This is a genomic window from Paenilisteria rustica (assembly GCF_013820765.1).
Taxonomy (GTDB): Bacteria; Bacillota; Bacilli; order Lactobacillales; family Listeriaceae; genus Listeria_A; species Listeria_A rustica.
In genome coordinates this window covers 24,104-42,343 of record NZ_JABJVM010000001.1, presented here as the reverse complement: position 1 = coordinate 42,343, position 18,240 = coordinate 24,104, and the positions used below count along the sequence as shown (strand labels likewise).

Genomic DNA, 18,240 nt, shown 5'->3' with positions numbered 1-18,240 from the left:
CCCGACCATGCGAGAAGTTAAGCGTAGCTATCTTGCGTAGCAGAACCGTAAAGTTTACCACGGCCTCATTCCAAGTTTCCTGAAGGATCGCCTATTCGCGATGCTCATAGGCATATTGAGGCTGTAACTCATTTCATTTCGAACAGCCCCAACAATGCGAACGCTTGACGCCAATTTATTTTGAGTAACCCACAACTTCAATATACGTCGCGTTTCATAAACACCCAATAGGATGTAATTAATCCTGCAACCATCCATACAAGTAACGTCACAACAGAAAATCCAAGCGTCATGCCGTCTACTGGAGGACTCGTCCCGTTCAAGTAATTCGTCAACTGCAAATTAACCATGAATAAATATTTCGCACTCGGCCAAGACGATACAAGGTTGCTCAAAATTGATCCCGTAATCAGCGCCGACAGCATAATTCCCATTACGGCTGCCGTACTTCTCACTAATACCGAGCACATCAACGTCAGCACGCCAATCACCATCGCGACCAACCACGCCAAACCGAATTCCATCAATAAATACTGCCACATCGGCAACGAATACACGCCCGCTGTTCCAACTGCATCTCCACTCACATCGAATCCCGTCAGAATCGGCGCCGTCCAGCCACCATACCCAAACACGACACCCGATATCGCATACGCAATAATCGCCGATGCTAGTAAAATAATTGACACCGACAGCATCATCGAAATGAATTTACTCGTCAAGATTCGCCATCGTTTCACCGGCCTCGTCAGCAAGAATTTAATCGTCCCGCTGCCCGACTCCGAAGAAATAAGATCCGCCGCAATCACCATGACAAACAGCGGAAACAGCAATCCGATTCCATTTTCAACAAATGATTTCAGAAAAGTCGGTGCTCCCGGCGCGTTCGGATTTACATCCTCGTCCAGATAATACTGCAACTGCCCCAGCGTCACACGCATATATTTCTTATACTCATCCGGAATCCGGTTCGAACTCAGCCGGTTCTCAATGTCCACAATCTGTTGCTGCACCTGCACATGCCAATCCGTCGTCCCCGATTTCTGTTCATCCTCCTGATGTTGCCTAAACTGCGCATACGTAAAAATTCCCACAATAATCGCGACCAAAAATAAAATAATCAGGAGTCGGCGTTTTCTGTAAAGCTTCAACTGCTCATTATAAACTAAGTTAATCAATGCCTTGCCCTCCTGTCAATTCAATAAATAAGTCCTCCAGCGACGGCGTAATCTTCTGCATCTCAAGTACTTGTACGCCAGCACGCACGACACGACTATTCCAAACCGGTAATTTATCCGCCTCAAAACTCGTGTAATAAGCACCATCCTGCTCCGTAACTGCTGTCATTTCCGCCAAAATTGCCGCACCTTTTGCCATCGGTTCGAAGCGCCACCGCGTTTTTTCCCGATCAGAAAGTAGCTTATCCACATCATCCGTCGCAATAATTTCGCCATTCGTCATAATTGCCACACGATCGCACAACAATTGAATCTCACTAAGTAAATGCGAAGAAACCAGGACGCTAATCCCTTCCGTTTTCGCTAAATAACGAATAAAGTCCCGCATTTCGCGAATCCCCGATGGATCAAGACCATTCGTCGGCTCATCCAGAATCAGCAGTTTTGGACTCGACAACAAGGCCTGCGCGATGCCTAAACGTTGACGCATCCCAAGTGAATAAGTCGAAACCCGGTCATGCACGCGTGCCGTCATCCCAACGAGTTCCGCCACTTCCTGCAACCTTTCCGGCCGAATCGAACGATCCATCCGCGCAAAATAGGCAAGGTTCTCCCAACCAGTCAAAAACGGATAAAACTCCGGATTCTCAACGATACACCCTAGACTCTTCATCGCTTCCGTGAAGTTTTTCTGAATGTCCTTACCACCAATCAGAATTGTGCCCGAAGTCGGTTTAATCAGACCAACCAGCATCCGGATTGTCGTCGTTTTCCCCGCTCCATTAGGCCCTAGAAAACCAAATACTTCGCCCTCATTGACCTCGAAGCTCAAATCCTTAATAATTTGCCGCTTGCCGATTTTTTTATTTAAATCCTGTACTAATAGTGCCGTCGTCATTTCGCATCACTCTCCCCGTCCGTTGTCATGACACTCGATACCCGATCCGCAAACAACTGATAACCCGCTCCGTTCGGATGAAAATGATCGCTCGACAGATAATTCTTCCCATTCAAAATAAAATAATCATACGTTGGAACATACACCACACGCGAAAATTTACTCGCCAAATTCTGCGTATCCATATTCCATTTCGCCGCAATACTTGCCAATTCCGCCCGATTTTTCACATCCACAAAAGGGTTGTACAAACCGAGATGATACACGACAGCATCTTTATTCAGCGCCCGGATTCGCTTATACGTCTGCTCCAAATTTTTTAAATACGCCGTCTCGTTCTTCTGAATCTCCGCCGCATTCAAATCCTCTAGCGCTGCGCCACCACGGAACAAATCGTTCCCACCAATCGTCATGAAAATCACATCCGCGTTCGTCACTTGTTGCGCAATTTCTTTCTGACCAAGTTGGCCCAGTAACTGATTACTACGCGCACCACTAATCGCTAAATTGGACAGCGTCACACTCGTACCATTCTTCTCTAGCGTATCAACTACACGACGAACATAACCTTTTCCATCCGTATCCCCAACGCCTGCCGTCAACGAATCGCCGAGGCCTGTCACTTGAAACCGATCTGATTTCTTCGTTTCCGTTTTTGTTTCTGTTTTTTCCGTCGTACTCGTTCCCGATTTCGTATGACCTTGCGCCACAGCAATTAAGCCTGCCACGCAGAGAAGAAGCGCCAATACTGAAATCCACGTCATCACAATTACCCATTTATTTCGTTTCAAGTCCGTTCCTCCTGTTCGCCTCTTTTAGCCCCTCCTAAAAATAAAAGGAACCCAATAAATCCAGTCACACCAACAAATAATGGCAATAGCCCCAGAATCGTTAACTCCATATCATCCCCTTGCAACGCCCGCATTTGTAGCCAGCCAAAAAGCAATTCTCGCATCGCAATACCCATTCCAATATACGCGAGTAGCGGTTGCCATTTTTGGAATAGTAAAAAAGACACGAAAATAAAGGCCAAAGACACGAATAAATATTCACCCATAGAAATCATCGCCGGATAAAAAACCATTTTTCGAAAATCTTGTCCATTCCATCCTTGCATCGTTGCATACGCCTGATATCTCAAAATAGCTACCACAAGGCCAAGTCCAGCGCCTAATAAAACGAGAACAAAACCGCTAACTGTCACAATCCGCTGCTCCGGTTTGGCGACAATAGCCCCATCATCCGACGTATAAAACAGAATAAAGGATGCAAACATCGCGAGTCCAGCTAACATCGATAAAATATTGGCATTCTGAATATTCACAGTCTCTTCCATCCCGATAACCGCTCGAATCACAAAATAGGTGAAGTAGGTGACAAACAACAAGCTAACCGCCACTTCCGTACCCTTCAGCCGGCGATCAGAATAGGATAAAATGGCCGTCACAATCATGATAACAGCAAGCCCCAGCTCCACTATCCAATAAATACTGGACCGTTCCTGATCTAGCAACAGCAGATACATCAGACGCCGAACAGCACCAAGCCCCGTTATCACACCAAAAATCAACATCAGCGCCATCCCAATTTGATGGGTATAATATTTCCTCATTCCTTCACCAACCCCTCCCGCGATAGCCTCACGCCACTTTTGATTAAGTATAGCAGAATTGCCAGCAAAGCTAAACAAAAAAGCCGAAATAGCAAGAAAATCAACCAGTTCGGCGATCCTCTCCCATTCCGACTTCCTTTATTCGTTCTCAGATGCTAATTTTTCCTGCCAAAGTTCAAGCAAAACATCCAATTCTTCCTTAATATCCTGATTGGTCATCTCGTCCTTTATATCAACGAGTTCCAATTCCTCAAGCACAATCGTACCCATTCCGTGTTTCTTCGCCTCATCAGCAATCGTCCACGGCAACGCACCCGGCATATTCATTTTTTTCGCAAAGGCATACTTATTCTGAATACCCTTCAAATCCATGCTCGCCGCTAATGCATAAACACCCGTTTCCTGGCTAACAAAACGATATACACCAGCGCGGTGCTTCATTTGCTTATAGGCATTAATCTTTTCCTTACGCGTCTCCTTCTCCGATGTCATCAAAAAAACCTCCTTGTAATCAGACTCTAAAAATTTCCTCATGATTTATCACGAAACCTCAGCGTTTGTCGCTACGCTGCTAATAGCCTGCTTCCTTTAGAATTCGACTCAACGTCCGCAACCGCTCACTCAAAAGCTCATCACTGTCCGCAAGCGCCTGCTGAAACAACTCAATATCCTCACCAATCATCTGATTATCCTCACAAACCGAAACCGTCATCGCGTCGCCCTGCAAACCAATCCGATCAATTTGCGGATTTTCTTTATCATATAAACCTTCATATTTATAAGCATCTTTAAAATAAAGCTTCGACCGCCCAATTAAAATAGCCAAGTCCAGCACACGATGTAACGGTAATTCCTCCGATTGGCGAGACCATTTGTCGCCAGTGTGCCGCCACACTTTTGCTGAAATATCCACTTTGCCGCGATCATTCCATTGCGCTAAGCCAAGCGACAAGCCTTTTGCATCCGAATTGTAGGCATATTTACCGTCCACTTCTTCATAGTTTTCAGCGACAATAACTGGTTTGTGTTTTAAATTTGTTGGGATTTTCATGGTATCTCTCCTTTAGTAATTTAGTAAATTAGTAAATTAGTAAACTAGTAAACTTACTAACGTAGTATAACATCATTCTCATGGAAAATCAACCCACTAAAAAAACAGCTAGGATAAATAGGGCTCAAAATGAAAAACAAGTAGGGATATTATATAATCCACTTGAGCAAATGGATTATATAATATCCCTACTTGTTTTCGAGTTCTTTATGTCCAATTGTAGAAAACCCGCTTCACATGATTTCCCACAAAACCTCAGCGTGTTGACAAATGCTTAGTTTCTAGGCAAAAGCGAGTACCAGAGCGGAGCGTACTAGGGTACGTGAGCACTGGAACGAAGCCTTCAACGACGAAAATGAGCGTTTGTCAACACGCTGAACCATCCCTGTTAGATAGTGTCAAACTGTATTCGTATATGAGTTGCTGGTTGTGGTATAATGATTTCCCCATTCTCTAAAACGTGAACTTCTGCACGGTCTCCGTCCACAAAAATTCGATATTTACCGACTTTCGGAATCACAAACTCCTCCAACCCAGTTAGCAAATACGTCCCATTTTCCGTCCGAACATCTCCTTCGATAAAATAAGGATGCCCCAGTAAACGCTCTGCCTCCTCAAAGTCTCCTTCATATATGGCTGCACGAATATCCGTCGAACTCACTTTATGATCAGTGCCATCTCGCACAAACGGAATTTCCGTCACTGGAACCGAACGCTCACCGCACAAATCCATCAGTAAATCGACATCCGAATCCCGCCCTTTGCCAAAGTTAAAGCTCTCGCCCACAACGATATGCGTCAAATTCAAACCATTCAAGTGCTCTCTAATAAATGTTTCCGCCGATGTTTCTGCATACTTTTCAGTAAAGCCAACATTGTACACCTTATCCACACCAAAATACGCCAACCAGCGAAATTTTTCCGCATCAGGCGTAATTGCTCGTTGATAAATAGGATCTTTTTTTAGCGCCCACAACGGATGCGGCGTAAAACATACGATTGCCAGTTTTTCACCCGGTTCACAAAATGATTTCGCACGTTTTAACAAATGCTGATGTCCCTTATGCACACCATCAAATTTGCCAATCACTAAAACAATCGGTTCCTCGCTATCCGGTAACCTATCCTTCACTTGAAAAATCTCCATTTCCGTTTCACTCCTCTACCATACAAAGATAACTCATTTCCCTATCTTTTCTCAACTGCTTTGCTCGAGTTACTAACAAATAGTAAGCAACTTAATTGAATTATGCTCATCTACACGCTATACTGATCAGAGATGCACAAATTATCTTTTAGGAGGAACAAGTATGAAAGTAGAAATTTGGTCGGACTTCGCGTGTCCGTTTTGTTATATTGGAAAACGTAATTTTGAGGCAGGTTTAAAGGAATTTGGTAAGGATGTAGAGGTTGAATATCGCAGTTTTGAACTCGATCCCAACGCGCCCGTTCAATATGACCAGACAATGGATGAAATTCTAGCTGAGAAATACGGTATGACTATTGAAAAAGCAAAAAGCATGAACAATCAAGTCAGTGCTCAAGCCAAAACGGTCGGCCTTGATTACCACTTCGATACGATGATCCCAACAAATACATTCGACGCCCATCGCTTGCTCCAATTTGCGAAAACCAAAGGAACGGCAGAAAGGTTAAAAGAAACACTGCTCCATGCTTATTTCACTGAATCAAAGAATTTAGGCGACCATGAAACACTAGCAACCATTGCAGCATCCACAGGACTCGACAAAACCGAAGTTCTTGACATGCTAGCCAGTGACGCATTTGCAGCGGACGTTCGTGATGATGAACAAACTGGTGCTTCCCTAGGAATTCAAGGCGTTCCATTCTTTGTTATCAATGAAAAATACGGTGTTTCCGGCGCCCAACCAGCAGCGAGTTTTACAGAAGTCTTAACCAAAGTTTGGAACGAAGAAAATCCGCTAACGATGCTGAATAAATCAGATTCAGATGGAGAATGTTGTTCCGGCGGCTCATGTAATTGCTAATATTAGAAACCCACATTCAACGCGGAATGTGGGTTTCTTTTTATATAGAATTTGACGAAGAACTTGTCGAAGAATCTGTATCTGGATTCAATGACGCACCTGAATTCGCATCTGTATCTCCGCTAGAATCGGATGTCCCACCTTGTTGACTGTTTGGTCCACCACTTGGCGGCGTTCCGTATGATTCATCCGTGCCACCCATCTGCGACTGATTATTGCCAGACATATTACCCGGCCCATTCATCCCTGCCTGATTTTGATTAAATAGTGCAAAACCCATAAATGATATCGTTACAACTGAAAGTATACTTACAATAATAGTGCTCCATTTCCATTTGTTCACTTGCTTCTTCGGTGCCGTTTCCATCTCATTATTCATTCTATTCCAGCTCCTTTCACTTATTCTTATCTTATCCGATAAATAAGAAAAAACTATGAACGAGTCATGAAATTTATGATAACGTTTAAAAAGGCATTTCGCGATTCAATAACCAGATTTTGCGATCAACATCATCACCATTATAACCACCTAATTTCCCGCCAGCCTGAATCACGCGATGACACGGAATAATAATGGGAATTGGATTCGCACGATTAGCCTGACCCACAGCACGCACCGCTTTCGGACTGCCAGCAGCTTCCGCAATCTCTTTATATGAAACGACTTCCCCGTACGGAATCTCCTGCAAAGCACGCCAAACCCGCATCTGAAAATCTGTCCCGCGTAATTCTAATGGCACTGTAAAAGCTTGTATCTCCCCATCAAAAAACGCTTGCAACTCTATCTTCAAACGCCGCATCATCTCATTTTCCTCTACCGAAAAATCCGCTCCCCTTTCTAAAAATGAAGCCTCATCATACGCAATATATTTCACCGCCACCTCTGAAACACCAAGGTATAGCTTCCCCAGTGGCGACTCCATTTCATTCACATAAAGTTGCATACACATCTCCTCCATTTCTCTTTCCAACATAGCATTTTCTAATCCAGATAACAAATATCATTCACATTTAGTTATAATCGCTAATTTCTTCTATAAATATTCCAAAATAAAGGTTATTCTTTTCAAATTGGGGTAAAATACTCTGTACGTATATTTACTATACGAGACATTAGAGGACTTCTACTCGCTAGCTCAAGCTTTGCTAACAAGAGAGTCCATCAGACAGGGGGATAAAAACATGTCAAGAACAGCAGAATTAGTTTTAGGTTTAATTGGTTCGATTGTTGGTTTGGTAGCTGGATTTTGGATTATTGCGTATGGTAATGACGTAACGGATTACATTCAAACATTCACGTATCTAAACGGAGCAGTTGGGGATAGCATTGCGACACTCGGTTGGATTACCGTCATTGCATCCGCACTAGCTTTAATCGCAACTCTTCTTATCAAAAAAAGCCCGCGCGGTTGGGGTGTAGTACTCACGCTTATCGGTATCGTCATGTTCTTTGTAGTGGGTCAAATTTGGATTATTTCTGGAATTTTAATCATTCTAGCGGGCTTAATGGCACTTTTCCGAGTACCATCGCCAAAATATTAATACTCTTTTTAAATCAAAGGACGAGTCTAAAATGTAGCGGTACTTAGTGAACGCGCGCCTCCCAAAACGCACGTTCCCTAACAAAGCTGTGTTTCAGGCTCGTCTTTTTTACATTTTTATTGTACTCTAGATGAAAGGGGGTTCTATTTATGCACGCTTATTTGTTTCCCATTGAAGTCGCTGTTCTGATTTTTCCAGTACTCGCCTTTATGTTAACACTACCATTTGCTATCTATCAATACCGCAAATTCGGCGGCTTGAACTTCTTGCGTAATGTGGTTTTGTACACGTTTATCTTTTACTTATTATGCGCTTTCCTACTTATTCTACTGCCATTACCAGACCCAGATGATGTCGCAAAAATGACCGGCTCTGCCGTACAGTTAATGCCCTTCAAGTTTGTTCACGATTTTTTAACACATACCGTACTCGTTTGGAATGATCCAAGTACATATTTGGCAGCCCTAACACAAGCCGTTGTTTTGCAACCAGTGTTTAACGTACTTTTAGTCATCCCATTCGGTATTTATTTACGCTATTATTTCCGCTATCCTTTTTGGAAAACGACACTCTTTTCCTTTTTACTATCCTTATTCTTTGAAATAACACAATTAACCGGTATTTACGGCATTTATCCACACGCTTATCGACTATTTGATGTAGATGATTTGATGTTAAACACGCTCGGCGGCATCGTTGGTTTCGCGATTGCACCACTATTTACAAGCCTTCTACCGTCACGCACAAAAATGGACGAGATGACATATATTCAGGGAAAACAGGTAAGCTATTTACGCCGACTCATCGCTTTTCTCGTCGACTGGTTCCTGCTCGAAGTTATCACAGCAATCCTCGGCGTAATCCACTTACTGCCATTTAAAAACCTAGAAACAAACGGCGGTACCCGCTTTACACAGCTTTGGTGGCTTGTTTTGATTGTCTTCCTATACTTCATGCTCCTACCGAGATTCACAAAAGGTCGCACCTTCGGAAAAATGCTTGTGCAAATTCGCATCAAATCTACCAACTCCGAACGCCTGAAACTCAGACAACTGATGATTCGAAACGGTCTACTTTATTATGTAACATTGGCAATCATTCTCTTTCCGCAAAACCCGTTTTTCGTTGACCATTTGTCACCAGTCCTATTCTTAACAGTGATTGGAATTGGATTTGTTGCCGGATTTATGTTTTTCATCCATATTTGTATCAACTTTTTCTCCAAAGACCGCCAGCTTTTTTATGAAAAATTGAGTCATACCGCGCATGTTAGTACCTTCAAACAAAAAGATAAAGCGTCGATCACGGAGTGATTAACGCTTTATCTTTTTTTATAAGCCATTTCGCTAGGAAATACGCCAAAAGTATACCGAACAATGCTCCCGTAAAATCTAACATTACGTCTTGGACAAGCGGTGTTCTGCCACCTGTGAGCATTTGATGAAACTCGTCAAACGCCGCGTAGGCTAATGGAATTCCCGCACTGAAAGCCGTGACTAACCATCGTCTTTTGATAAAAGCGCTGAAGCCCATAAACAAACTGAAGCCCATCAATGCATAGGAAAAGAAATGCGCGCCTTTTCGGATGAAGAATTCGATAAACGAGCTATAACCTTTCGCTTGAATACTAATTTCTGAACCAGCATAGGGAAAAGATATTGCTGATAATTGTTTTTCAAATGGTTTATTGGCTAGCAATCTATCCAAACCAGACGTCATTGATTGCTGCTCGTAGGTTTGCGAGGAGGAGAAGAATAGAATAAGAATCATCGCCAAAGCTATACCCATAAATAACCAAGATAATCTTCGCTGCAAAAAAGCCACTTCCTTACGTGTTTTTCATAACTTTATCATATGAAGATTAAAATTAAATGAAAAAGCTATATTTGTTTGGGATTTAGGCATGGCATGTAAAAAGGACTCAGATTAAACGCCGAGTCCTTTTTTTGATTATATTTTCGATATGGGAGTCATAGTGTAAGTCATGAGACCCTTTTCATCCCGTAATAATCTTCTCCTTTGGCAGTCTAATCGCGTTTTTCTTACCATCTTTGCTGCGGAAGGATAGCATCATGTACATAATCCCAACGCGACCGATAAACATTAATAAAATGATAATAATTTTGCCGAAATAGCTCAAATCGCCGGTCAATCCCATGGATAAACCGCATGTTCCGAACGCTGAGAATACTTCGACGACAATTGCCATCAGTTCGGCTTGCTCTGTAAAGCCTAGCACTGTGATCGCGCCAACGCACAGAAGTGTTGCAAAAATAGCAACGGCAAGCGCTTTACGGACGTCTTCTTGATACAATTCACGTCCAAAAATGTAAATATGGTTCCGGCCACGAATCACAGAATATAGGAACAAAATCGTAATCGCAAATGTTGTCGTCCGGATCCCGCCACCGACAGAACTCGGCGATGCTCCAATGAACATTAATCCCGAAACAACGAGCAATGTCGGATCTGTCAGCGCCGATGTATCAATCGTTGACAGACCAGCACTTCTTGACGTTGCAGATAAAAACATCGAGTTAAAGAAACCCTCATCAATCGATTTTCCACTAAAGTAATGCTGGCTTTCCATTGCCCAAATCAGCAATCCGCCAACCACGAGTAACCCTAAGTAGGTCACCGTCGTCACTTTTACAAAAAGGGAGAAGCGAAACGGGATCAGTGTATTTTTTTCGAATAGGAATCGGCGTGCTTCAATCAATACAGGGAAGCCAATTCCACCCGCAATAATGAGCAGAATCGTGATAAACTGGACGAAATAATCCTTCACGAACGGTGTCAACGAGTAACCAGTAATATCCACACCAGCATTTGTCACCGCGGAAACCGAGTTAAATAGCCCTTGGAACATCGCCTCGCCGACATCGCCATCATAAAACGGAATGAAATAAATCCCCAGAATAAGTCCCCCGATAATTTGAATACCAAAAATCAACACGAGAATCTCGCGCAGCATCCGAACCATACCACTCATCGAAAATTGATTCGTATCCGTCATGATTAGCTGACGCTGACGCAAGCCTACACGACGTTTCAACACGAGGTAGAAGAACGTGCTCAGCATCATAACCCCGAGTCCACCAACTTGGAAAATCCCCATCAGAACCCAAATTCCTGCGCGACTATAAGATTCTCCGACATCGACGGACGCAAGCCCTGTCACACTCACCGAACTCGCCGCTGTAAATAATGTGTCGATGAACGAAATTTTGACGCCAGGTTTTTGTGTAAATGGCATGCTCAGGAGCGCCGTCGCAAATGTGATTGACAGGAAATAGAACGTGATAATGACCTGAATCGGCGTTAGCCTGGACATTCTCGCGCGCGCTCTTCCACGCCACGAGTTCCCGCCAATCATATAGTTATCTCTTTTGTTTCTCTTTTTTTCTAGCAATGATATAACCACCTAAACCAAGAGCAATCATCACAACCCAGAAGGTGATTTCCCACGCTGCTGAATTCGGAAAACTCTCTGGTAAAATACCTACTTGCGGGTTAGCCATTGTAAGCACGGCCATTTTCACCCCAACCCAACCAACAATTAAGAAGGCGGCTGTTTCTAACGTAGGGTAACGCTCTAGCAATTTCACAACTTGTGTCGCTGCAAAACGAATAACGACGAGTCCTGCCAAACCGCCTAGGAACATGACAGTGAATTGACCTGCATTCATACCGCCAATCTCCAATGTACCAATCGCTGGCAATGACACAACCAAGGCCGCAGCCGCTAACATCGAATCTAAGGCAAACGCGATATCAGTTAACTCCACACGCGCCACTGTTCCCCAGAAGGACGTTGGTTTTGCCTCAGCCTCCTGTTTCTCCACTTTGTCCTTGCCTTTTCTCTTATCCCAAATATGCTTGACCGCCAAGTAAAGTAAGTACAACGCGCCGATCGCTTGAATTTCCCAAAAATTAACTAAGTATGAAATAATAAGCATTGCAATCAGCCGGAAAACAAAAGCTCCAACTAACCCATAAAATAGGGCTTTACGCTGTTGTTCATGCGGCAACTTTTTAACGATGACAGCCATAACCACAGCATTATCCGCAGAAAGCACGCCCTCTAACACAATCAAAATTAAGAATACCCAGATGTATTCTCCCCAAATCGATATATCCATTTTCACCCCACCATTTCTTTACTCTCCACTCTACCATATTTACTAGTCTATTTGCTATTATTTTGTTACTATATGTAACGGAAAAATAAGCCGAAGTCCACTTAACCCCTTACTAGGGGTAAGACGTACATTCGGCTTTCCACAAATCGAGCGAAAGCGTTTGTATTCAGGAGATTCGGTGGAACCGAGGACGGAAGGCAGACTCATTGTGTTCCTCTGCATATTTAGGTTCTAATTTCGCTTTGCTTCAAAGAATCATAACAAAAACAGGGAGGGGGTAGTTTCCTCGACCATGCGAGAAGTTAAGCGAAACTGCTCTTGTGTAGCAGAACCACAAAGTTTTACCGCATCCTTGTTCTAAATCTCCTGAAGGAATGCCTATTCGCGATGCTCATAGGCATATTGGGGTTGTAACTCTTTTCATTCGAACAACCAGGAAGGATTACATGCTCGCTCTGCTCTCATGCATATTGGGGTTGTAACTCATTTCATTCGAACAACCCCAACAATACGAACGCTTGCCGCCGATTTATATCGCTTAGGCTTCTTTCTTTGCAGCGCGTACTGATACGAGCCATCCCCAAATAATAATTCCGATCATGACTGCCCAGAATGTTAATTTCCAAACGGTAGAATGTGGGAAGTGTTCTGGAATAACGCCTAATTCTGGATGTGCTAATGTGTAAACAACTAGCTTCACGCCGACCCAACCGACGATTAAGAAAGCGGCTGTTTCCAGTGATGGATATTTTTTCAGTAGTTTTACGAATTGTGTTGCGGCAAAACGGATACAGATTAGTCCGACCAGACCACCGACGAACATCACGCTGAATTGCCCTGTGTCGAGTCCGCCAATTGTTCCCCAGCCTGTTGCTGGAAGTGTGATCGCAAGTGCTACTGCTGCCAACATCGAATCAATCGCAAATGCTATGTCTGCAATTTCGACTTTTAAAACGGTCATCCAAAAGCTTGAACCTTTGCCTTCTTTGACTTTGTGCCCATCGTCTTTGCCTTTTGCGTGCTTCCACATATGGCTAATACAGATGTAAAGTAAGTACGCCGCTCCAAGTGCCTGTACTTGCCAAACTTCGGCCAAAAAGGAAATCAAGAAAAGGGCTGCAAAACGGAAGACGAATGCACCTATTAGACCATAAAATAAGGCTTTTTTCTGTTGCTCGTCAGGTAAATGTTTCACCATAACGGCCATAACTACCGCGTTATCAGCAGCGAGAATCCCCTCCAAACCAATCAGGACAAGTAAAACCCACCCATACTCCAAAATCATTGCTGTATCCAAATAAAATTCCTCCTTCATCTTTCAACCGTCCAAAAGCGCCTCTTTTTAAACACGAAAAAACGAGACCCCTGCCAGTAGTTTGGCAAAGGTCTCGCTGACATTTTCATACAAAAAATGTTGATAAAACCGATGGACTCGCATCCATGTAATGACGACTTTATCTTAGCCTCCAAATAAGGCTAACGCTACTCCCCCTTGACGAATGTCAAAAGTGATATTTGATTGATAGGGAAATAATATCACAGAACTGGGTTAACTGTCAACAACACTTGCTGATTATCTCGAATGTTTATCTTTTTTTCATATTTTGTTTATGTGCACTTTATTTTCTTTTGAGATACTAGAAAGCGTAGAGGGGGAATTCAACTTGAAGAAAATAATATTGGTACTCGCATCGCTCGCATTAGTTGCTTGCTCCAATGAGAATAGCCAACCTGACGAGCCGAAAGCGAAAAAAGTAGCTGTAGAGTCGCGGGGGCATGATTATAATTATGATGTGGTAACTTCTGCAACGACCACGACATTCGGCACGCATCCTGAGGCAAAATATACAACAGCGGAAAAAGAAGCTCGCATGTTCTGGTCTGTCCAACCACCGACTGGCTTGATTAAAGGAAATTACTATAAGAATGAAAATGAATTTGATGGTGGAAATCGTGGCATTTTGGAATTAGTGACAGACGATGCTGGCAAACTAATTCATGTAGAATTTAACGAAATGGCTTCGGCAAACTACTATGAACCAAAGTACGCGAATGCATCGAAGCGCCTTTCTGACTATGCTTTTTTCCAAGCTAGCAATACGCGAACGGATGATACACTTGTGACTTGGGTGAATGGCATTACGTTTTTGGAGGGGCAAATGCTCGCAGAAAATCGGTTAGATGGTAATTTCGAAACAGTTAAAGGTTCTTCTACTAGCGCGCGAAACGGTATGATGCCCCTGGCAGAGGAAATGAAAGACTGGGTTAAGAAGCCCTTTGGATTTTACTATTATGGCCTCGCGGAACCGCTAGGAAATGGCTTAACTGCACGCCTTCAAGTGATTACAGAGAAAGGTAAACTTATTTCGGTCAAATATGATGAAATATTCGCGGATCAAAAGCAGGAAATCACAGATCCTAATCTCCAAGCTTTTTATCGCCAATCGAAGTATTTCTCGCTTGATTATGGGAAAGAAACAGCAGATTCCTTTGTAAAATTCGCAGATGGTGTTGAAAAGCAGGTTTTGAAAACACAAGATTTGCTTGCTGTTCCAAAACAGAATACAGAAAGCTTTCAAAACTATGAAAAACTTGCACAGCGAATTCAAATGGAAATGGGCAAATGAAAAACCTAGCAGTGAATCAAAATTCAGATTCGCTGCTAGGTTTCTGTTATTTTTTACGGGTTAAAAAGGCACCCGATGTTAAAGCTAATAGTGCGCCAATTAATTCCGCAACACCACTCGTTGTATCGCCTGTTTGCGGTAAGGTTTTCATAGTAGTTGTTGGAGTCGCACTTACATTATTTTGACTTGTCACAGTTACTTTTCTCGGTGTTACTTTGACGATTAGCTTTTGGCCGACTTTGATGTCGTCGCTTGGGAGGTTGTTCCATATTTTTAATTGTTGTGTCGTTGTTTCGAATTTTTCAGCAATGCTTGGAAGGGTATCTCCTTTTTTGACGACGTAGATTTGTATTTCGTTATCACCATCTATCATCGTGCTTACTTCTGGCGTTGCTGGTGTCACAACGATTGGATCCGTTTCTGGCTCAGGAGTTACTGGTGGATCAGGCGTTGTTGGAGGGTCCACTGGTGGCGGATTATTGCCTTCCCCTTCCCCGCCACCTGAATAATCATTAACGGTCGCGTTTCGCGTTTGCTCTTCGATGTTTGTACCACCGATCTTAGCTGTATTTTTATAGCTAAACTGACCACCTGCCATTTTTGTCTGATACGTGATGACGACCGAAGTATCTTGAAGGTCGCCCAGCTCTAAGCGAAAACTGCGATTCGTGTCCAGTGCCACATTCTCATTCCTCGAAAAACGTTCCTTTTTATCAGCATCGCGGTATTTCAATTTCACAGGCCCGGTAAGCGTCTGCCCAGCGCCCATAATGTCCGTATAATACGCGTTATCGATATCCACAAGCGCATTATTCAGCGTGACCGTCCAATTAATCAGACTACTATCCTTAGCGTCGATTCGTCCTTGTTTAAAAACAACAGTCGGCGTACCTGTTCCGCCACCACCACTTGTCACTTTATGAATCATCACACCAAGCGTTGTATAATCGCCACCTACTGGAAAAGCAATCGAGTTCGTCTGATCCGTTACAATGCTATCTTTATTAAAATCCGCATAGAAAAACATCGATCCATTAATATCTGTGTGTGTATCGACAAATGTGGTAAAAGTCAGGGTTATTTTATTATTAATCGGATCAACAACTGCCGCGGCCACTGTATTTCCACTATTATCTTTCAATAAAAATGGCGCAAAACTAACATATTCAAGCTCTGCAGGTAGCGGTATTGTCATCGTCTCACCACTATGTACCGCTTGCGTCAACTCCCAATTATAAACAACTTTCACGCGATCATTTTCTTTAAAATCTGTAGATGCAACATTATTTTTATTTTGTAATTCCACATGTGTAAAAAATTGCGAACCATAATCCGTCGCAGCTTTTGCCTCGTGTCCTCCTAGTCCTACTAAAGAAACGCCGAGCAGTAGCAAACCCATCAAAAAATACATCTTTTTTTCATTCATTTCACCCCTTCTGAATCTGACATTCTTTTTCCCTTATTTGTTTTTAGTAAACAAAAAAAGAACCCAAAAATCGGGCTCTTCGTATTTTTATAGTAGAGATGTTAATTCAATATCTGGGTTCTTATCGTGGAACCAGTTCAAAGCAAACTGATTTTCAAATAAGAATAGTGGTTTATCAAAACGGTCTTTTACCAGCATACTACGTGCGGAAGAAAGTTTTTCGTCCACGTCTTCTTCTTTAATCCAACGCGCGATTTTAGAACCGATTGGCTCCATGCGTATTTCGGAATTATATTCGTTGTTCATCCGGTGCTCAAATACCTCAAATTGTAGTTGACCAACCGCGCCAATAATATAATCTTCCATGCGCCACGTTTTGAAAAGTTGAATCGCGCCTTCTTGCACAAGTTGCTCGACACCTTTGTGAAAATGTTTTTGTTTCATCACGTTTTTCGCGGAAACTTTCATGAATAGCTCCGGTGTAAATTGCGGTAATTTCTCATATTGAAGCGTCTTGCTAACATTTGTAATCGTGTCTCCAATTTGATAGTTCCCCGTGTCATACAAACCGATAATATCTCCCGCCACAGCGCTATTCACCGTTTCCCGATCATCCGCCATAAATTGCGTCGAATTACCAAGCTTGATCGGTTTACCGGTTCGCGTTAAATTCACAGACATGCCACGCTCAAATTCACCTGAACAAATACGCACAAACGCGATTCTATCACGATGGGCTGGGTTCATGTTCGCTTGAATTTTGAAGATAAATCCAGAGAATTTGTCCATGTAAGGATCTACTTCGCCTTCATTCGATTGACGCGGTTGTGGTGCTGGCGCAAAGTTTACATATGTTTTCAAGAATGTTTCCACGCCAAAATTCGTCAAAGCACTACCAAAAAATACGGGCGTTAGTTCACCAGCTGCGATTCGCTCTTCGCTGAAATCATTGCCGGCCTCATCTAGCAACATAATTTCGTCGAGCGCCTGCTCATAATAGCTCGAATTTTGAATGGCGTGAGGTTCTGCTAAATCGCCATTTTCACCAAGTGGCAGGAAGCGTTCATCCCCGTCCACACGATATTGTTCGACTTGACGGTGATAGCGATCATACAAACCACCAAGCTCTTTTCCCATCCCGATTGGCCAGTTCATCGGATACGATTCAATCCCCAAAACTTCTTCCAATTCAGCAAGCAACTCGAGCGGTGCCTTTCCTTGGCGATCCATTTTATTAATAAAGGTAAAAATCGGAATACCGCGCATCCGACAAACTTTGAATAGTTTCAAGGTCTGCGCCTCGATTCCTTTCGCGCTATCGATAACCATCACGGCGCTATCTACTGCCATTAACGTCCGGTACGTATCCTCACTGAAATCCGAGTGACCCGGTGTATCCAAAATATTAATTCGCGAACCATCATAATCAAATTGCATCACAGAACTCGTTACCGAAATCCCACGCTGTTTCTCAATTTCCATCCAGTCACTTGTCGCAAACTTGCCCGACTTCTTCCCTTTTACTGTTCCTGCCGAGCGTATCGCACCACCAAAAAGCAGTAATTGTTCTGTAATCGTTGTTTTTCCCGCATCGGGGTGAGATATAATTGCAAAAGTTTTGCGCGAAGCAACCTCTTTTTTCAAATCCTGCACCATTTTAAAATTCCTCCTAGACATACTCACATTTCTTTAGTATATCATATCCAGACGTTTTTGAGATAGTTTTTGGTGAAAAATATATGTAGAAAATGGAGC

19 protein-coding genes and 1 riboswitch are annotated in these 18,240 nt (G+C 43.0%); of the genes, 4 read left to right on the top strand and 15 right to left on the bottom strand.

Features of this window, described 5'->3' with window-relative positions; genetic code table 11:
- Nucleotides 1-197: 197 nt before the first annotated feature.
- The 7 genes from HPK16_RS00195 to HPK16_RS00165 all read right to left on the bottom strand — a co-directional run bounded on the left by HPK16_RS00195 (nt 198) and on the right by HPK16_RS00165 (nt 5,886).
- A complete protein-coding gene (locus tag HPK16_RS00195; protein WP_181675012.1) occupies nt 198-1,178 on the bottom strand; it encodes an ABC transporter permease in 981 nt (326 codons plus the stop codon).
- Complete coding sequence (locus tag HPK16_RS00190; RefSeq protein WP_181675011.1) at nt 1,171-2,076, bottom strand: ABC transporter ATP-binding protein; 906 nt, start codon at nt 2,074-2,076, stop codon at nt 1,171-1,173. Before HPK16_RS00190 ends, HPK16_RS00195 begins: the two co-directional genes overlap by 8 nt.
- The gene (locus tag HPK16_RS00185; protein ID WP_181675010.1) at nt 2,073-2,867 is read right to left on the bottom strand and encodes an SGNH/GDSL hydrolase family protein; all 795 of its coding nucleotides are present in this window, start codon (nt 2,865-2,867) and stop codon (nt 2,073-2,075) included. The genes HPK16_RS00190 and HPK16_RS00185 overlap by 4 nt, the downstream gene beginning before the upstream one ends.
- Nucleotides 2,864-3,688, bottom strand: a complete 825-nt coding sequence (locus HPK16_RS00180) for a hypothetical protein (protein WP_181675009.1) — start codon at nt 3,686-3,688, stop codon at nt 2,864-2,866. Before HPK16_RS00180 ends, HPK16_RS00185 begins: the two co-directional genes overlap by 4 nt.
- A gap of 138 nt (nt 3,689-3,826) precedes the next feature.
- Nucleotides 3,827-4,180 carry a GIY-YIG nuclease family protein gene (locus HPK16_RS00175; protein WP_181675008.1) on the bottom strand — a complete coding sequence of 118 codons (354 nt, stop codon included), beginning with the start codon at nt 4,178-4,180 and terminating at the stop codon, nt 3,827-3,829.
- 79 nt (nt 4,181-4,259) lie between these two features.
- Nucleotides 4,260-4,739, bottom strand: coding sequence for a DUF6530 family protein (locus tag HPK16_RS00170; RefSeq protein ID WP_181675007.1), 480 nt, complete (start codon nt 4,737-4,739; stop codon nt 4,260-4,262).
- A gap of 388 nt (nt 4,740-5,127) precedes the next feature.
- Nucleotides 5,128-5,886 (bottom strand): adenylyltransferase/cytidyltransferase family protein, encoded by a 759-nt coding sequence (locus tag HPK16_RS00165; protein WP_181675006.1) that lies wholly within the window; start codon nt 5,884-5,886, stop codon nt 5,128-5,130.
- Nucleotides 5,887-6,049: 163 nt separating this feature from the next.
- Between HPK16_RS00165 and HPK16_RS00160 the strand changes: the two genes are divergently transcribed.
- Nucleotides 6,050-6,748: a DsbA family oxidoreductase gene (locus HPK16_RS00160; RefSeq protein WP_181675005.1), complete on the top strand. Its 699-nt coding sequence runs from the start codon at nt 6,050-6,052 to the stop codon at nt 6,746-6,748.
- 40 nt (nt 6,749-6,788) lie between these two features.
- On the opposite strand, the gene HPK16_RS00155 is transcribed toward HPK16_RS00160, so the two are convergent.
- Nucleotides 6,789-7,127 carry a hypothetical protein gene (locus HPK16_RS00155; protein ID WP_181675004.1) on the bottom strand — a complete coding sequence of 113 codons (339 nt, stop codon included), beginning with the start codon at nt 7,125-7,127 and terminating at the stop codon, nt 6,789-6,791.
- 85 nt (nt 7,128-7,212) lie between these two features.
- On the bottom strand, nt 7,213-7,692 hold the full coding sequence (locus tag HPK16_RS00150) for a methylated-DNA--[protein]-cysteine S-methyltransferase (RefSeq protein WP_246369187.1): 480 nt from the start codon (nt 7,690-7,692) through the stop codon (nt 7,213-7,215).
- A gap of 238 nt (nt 7,693-7,930) precedes the next feature.
- On the opposite strand from HPK16_RS00150, the gene HPK16_RS00145 reads away from it, so the two are divergent.
- Both HPK16_RS00145 and HPK16_RS00140 read left to right on the top strand, forming a co-directional pair.
- Complete coding sequence (locus HPK16_RS00145) at nt 7,931-8,290, top strand: DUF4064 domain-containing protein (protein ID WP_181675003.1); 360 nt, start codon at nt 7,931-7,933, stop codon at nt 8,288-8,290.
- Nucleotides 8,291-8,439: 149 nt separating this feature from the next.
- On the top strand, nt 8,440-9,603 hold the full coding sequence (locus HPK16_RS00140) for a VanZ family protein (protein WP_181675002.1): 1,164 nt from the start codon (nt 8,440-8,442) through the stop codon (nt 9,601-9,603).
- Here the strand turns inward: HPK16_RS00140 and HPK16_RS00135 are convergent.
- From HPK16_RS00135 to HPK16_RS00120, 4 genes are all read right to left on the bottom strand, one after another.
- Entirely contained in the window at nt 9,593-10,105 is a 513-nt protein-coding gene (locus tag HPK16_RS00135; protein WP_246369185.1) for a VanZ family protein, read from the bottom strand. The two genes, HPK16_RS00140 and HPK16_RS00135, sit on opposite strands and share 11 nt — an antisense overlap.
- Before the next feature lie 181 nt (nt 10,106-10,286).
- Nucleotides 10,287-11,624: a TrkH family potassium uptake protein gene (locus tag HPK16_RS00130; protein WP_181675001.1), complete on the bottom strand. Its 1,338-nt coding sequence runs from the start codon at nt 11,622-11,624 to the stop codon at nt 10,287-10,289.
- Nucleotides 11,625-11,670: 46 nt separating this feature from the next.
- A complete protein-coding gene (locus tag HPK16_RS00125) occupies nt 11,671-12,432 on the bottom strand; it encodes a TerC family protein (RefSeq protein ID WP_181675000.1) in 762 nt (253 codons plus the stop codon).
- A 538-nt stretch (nt 12,433-12,970) separates the two neighbouring features.
- Nucleotides 12,971-13,729: a TerC family protein gene (locus HPK16_RS00120; protein WP_181674999.1), complete on the bottom strand. Its 759-nt coding sequence runs from the start codon at nt 13,727-13,729 to the stop codon at nt 12,971-12,973.
- Nucleotides 13,730-13,762: 33 nt separating this feature from the next.
- A riboswitch (yybP-ykoY riboswitch) is annotated at nt 13,763-13,935 on the bottom strand.
- Nucleotides 13,936-14,096: 161 nt separating this feature from the next.
- On the opposite strand from HPK16_RS00120, the gene HPK16_RS00115 reads away from it, so the two are divergent.
- Nucleotides 14,097-15,059: a hypothetical protein gene (locus tag HPK16_RS00115; protein ID WP_220132206.1), complete on the top strand. Its 963-nt coding sequence runs from the start codon at nt 14,097-14,099 to the stop codon at nt 15,057-15,059.
- A gap of 46 nt (nt 15,060-15,105) precedes the next feature.
- On the opposite strand, the gene HPK16_RS00110 is transcribed toward HPK16_RS00115, so the two are convergent.
- Together HPK16_RS00110 and HPK16_RS00105 are read right to left on the bottom strand one after the other, a co-directional pair.
- On the bottom strand, nt 15,106-16,485 hold the full coding sequence (locus HPK16_RS00110) for a collagen binding domain-containing protein (RefSeq protein ID WP_181674998.1): 1,380 nt from the start codon (nt 16,483-16,485) through the stop codon (nt 15,106-15,108).
- 87 nt (nt 16,486-16,572) lie between these two features.
- Entirely contained in the window at nt 16,573-18,141 is a 1,569-nt protein-coding gene (locus tag HPK16_RS00105) for a peptide chain release factor 3 (RefSeq protein WP_181674997.1), read from the bottom strand.
- Nucleotides 18,142-18,240: the final 99 nt, after the last annotated feature.

Bases quoted from the DNA above. Each gene is read 5' to 3' on its own strand.
- HPK16_RS00190 (WP_181675011.1), bottom strand. From the start codon at position 2,076: ATGACGACGGCACTATTAGTACAGGATTTAAATAAAAAAATCGGCAAG.
- HPK16_RS00155 (WP_181675004.1), bottom strand. From the start codon at position 7,127: ATGAATAATGAGATGGAAACGGCACCGAAGAAGCAAGTGAACAAATGG.
- HPK16_RS00175 (WP_181675008.1), bottom strand. From the start codon at position 4,180: ATGACATCGGAGAAGGAGACGCGTAAGGAAAAGATTAATGCCTATAAG.
- HPK16_RS00165 (WP_181675006.1), bottom strand. From the start codon at position 5,886: ATGGAGATTTTTCAAGTGAAGGATAGGTTACCGGATAGCGAGGAACCG.
- HPK16_RS00140 (WP_181675002.1), top strand. From the start codon at position 8,440: ATGCACGCTTATTTGTTTCCCATTGAAGTCGCTGTTCTGATTTTTCCA.
- HPK16_RS00180 (WP_181675009.1), bottom strand. From the start codon at position 3,688: ATGAGGAAATATTATACCCATCAAATTGGGATGGCGCTGATGTTGATT.
- HPK16_RS00170 (WP_181675007.1), bottom strand. From the start codon at position 4,739: ATGAAAATCCCAACAAATTTAAAACACAAACCAGTTATTGTCGCTGAA.
- HPK16_RS00105 (WP_181674997.1), bottom strand. From the start codon at position 18,141: ATGGTGCAGGATTTGAAAAAAGAGGTTGCTTCGCGCAAAACTTTTGCA.
- HPK16_RS00130 (WP_181675001.1), bottom strand. From the start codon at position 11,624: ATGTCCAGGCTAACGCCGATTCAGGTCATTATCACGTTCTATTTCCTG.
- HPK16_RS00160 (WP_181675005.1), top strand. From the start codon at position 6,050: ATGAAAGTAGAAATTTGGTCGGACTTCGCGTGTCCGTTTTGTTATATT.
- HPK16_RS00145 (WP_181675003.1), top strand. From the start codon at position 7,931: ATGTCAAGAACAGCAGAATTAGTTTTAGGTTTAATTGGTTCGATTGTT.
- HPK16_RS00125 (WP_181675000.1), bottom strand. From the start codon at position 12,432: ATGGATATATCGATTTGGGGAGAATACATCTGGGTATTCTTAATTTTG.
- HPK16_RS00150 (WP_246369187.1), bottom strand. From the start codon at position 7,692: ATGCAACTTTATGTGAATGAAATGGAGTCGCCACTGGGGAAGCTATAC.
- HPK16_RS00110 (WP_181674998.1), bottom strand. From the start codon at position 16,485: ATGAATGAAAAAAAGATGTATTTTTTGATGGGTTTGCTACTGCTCGGC.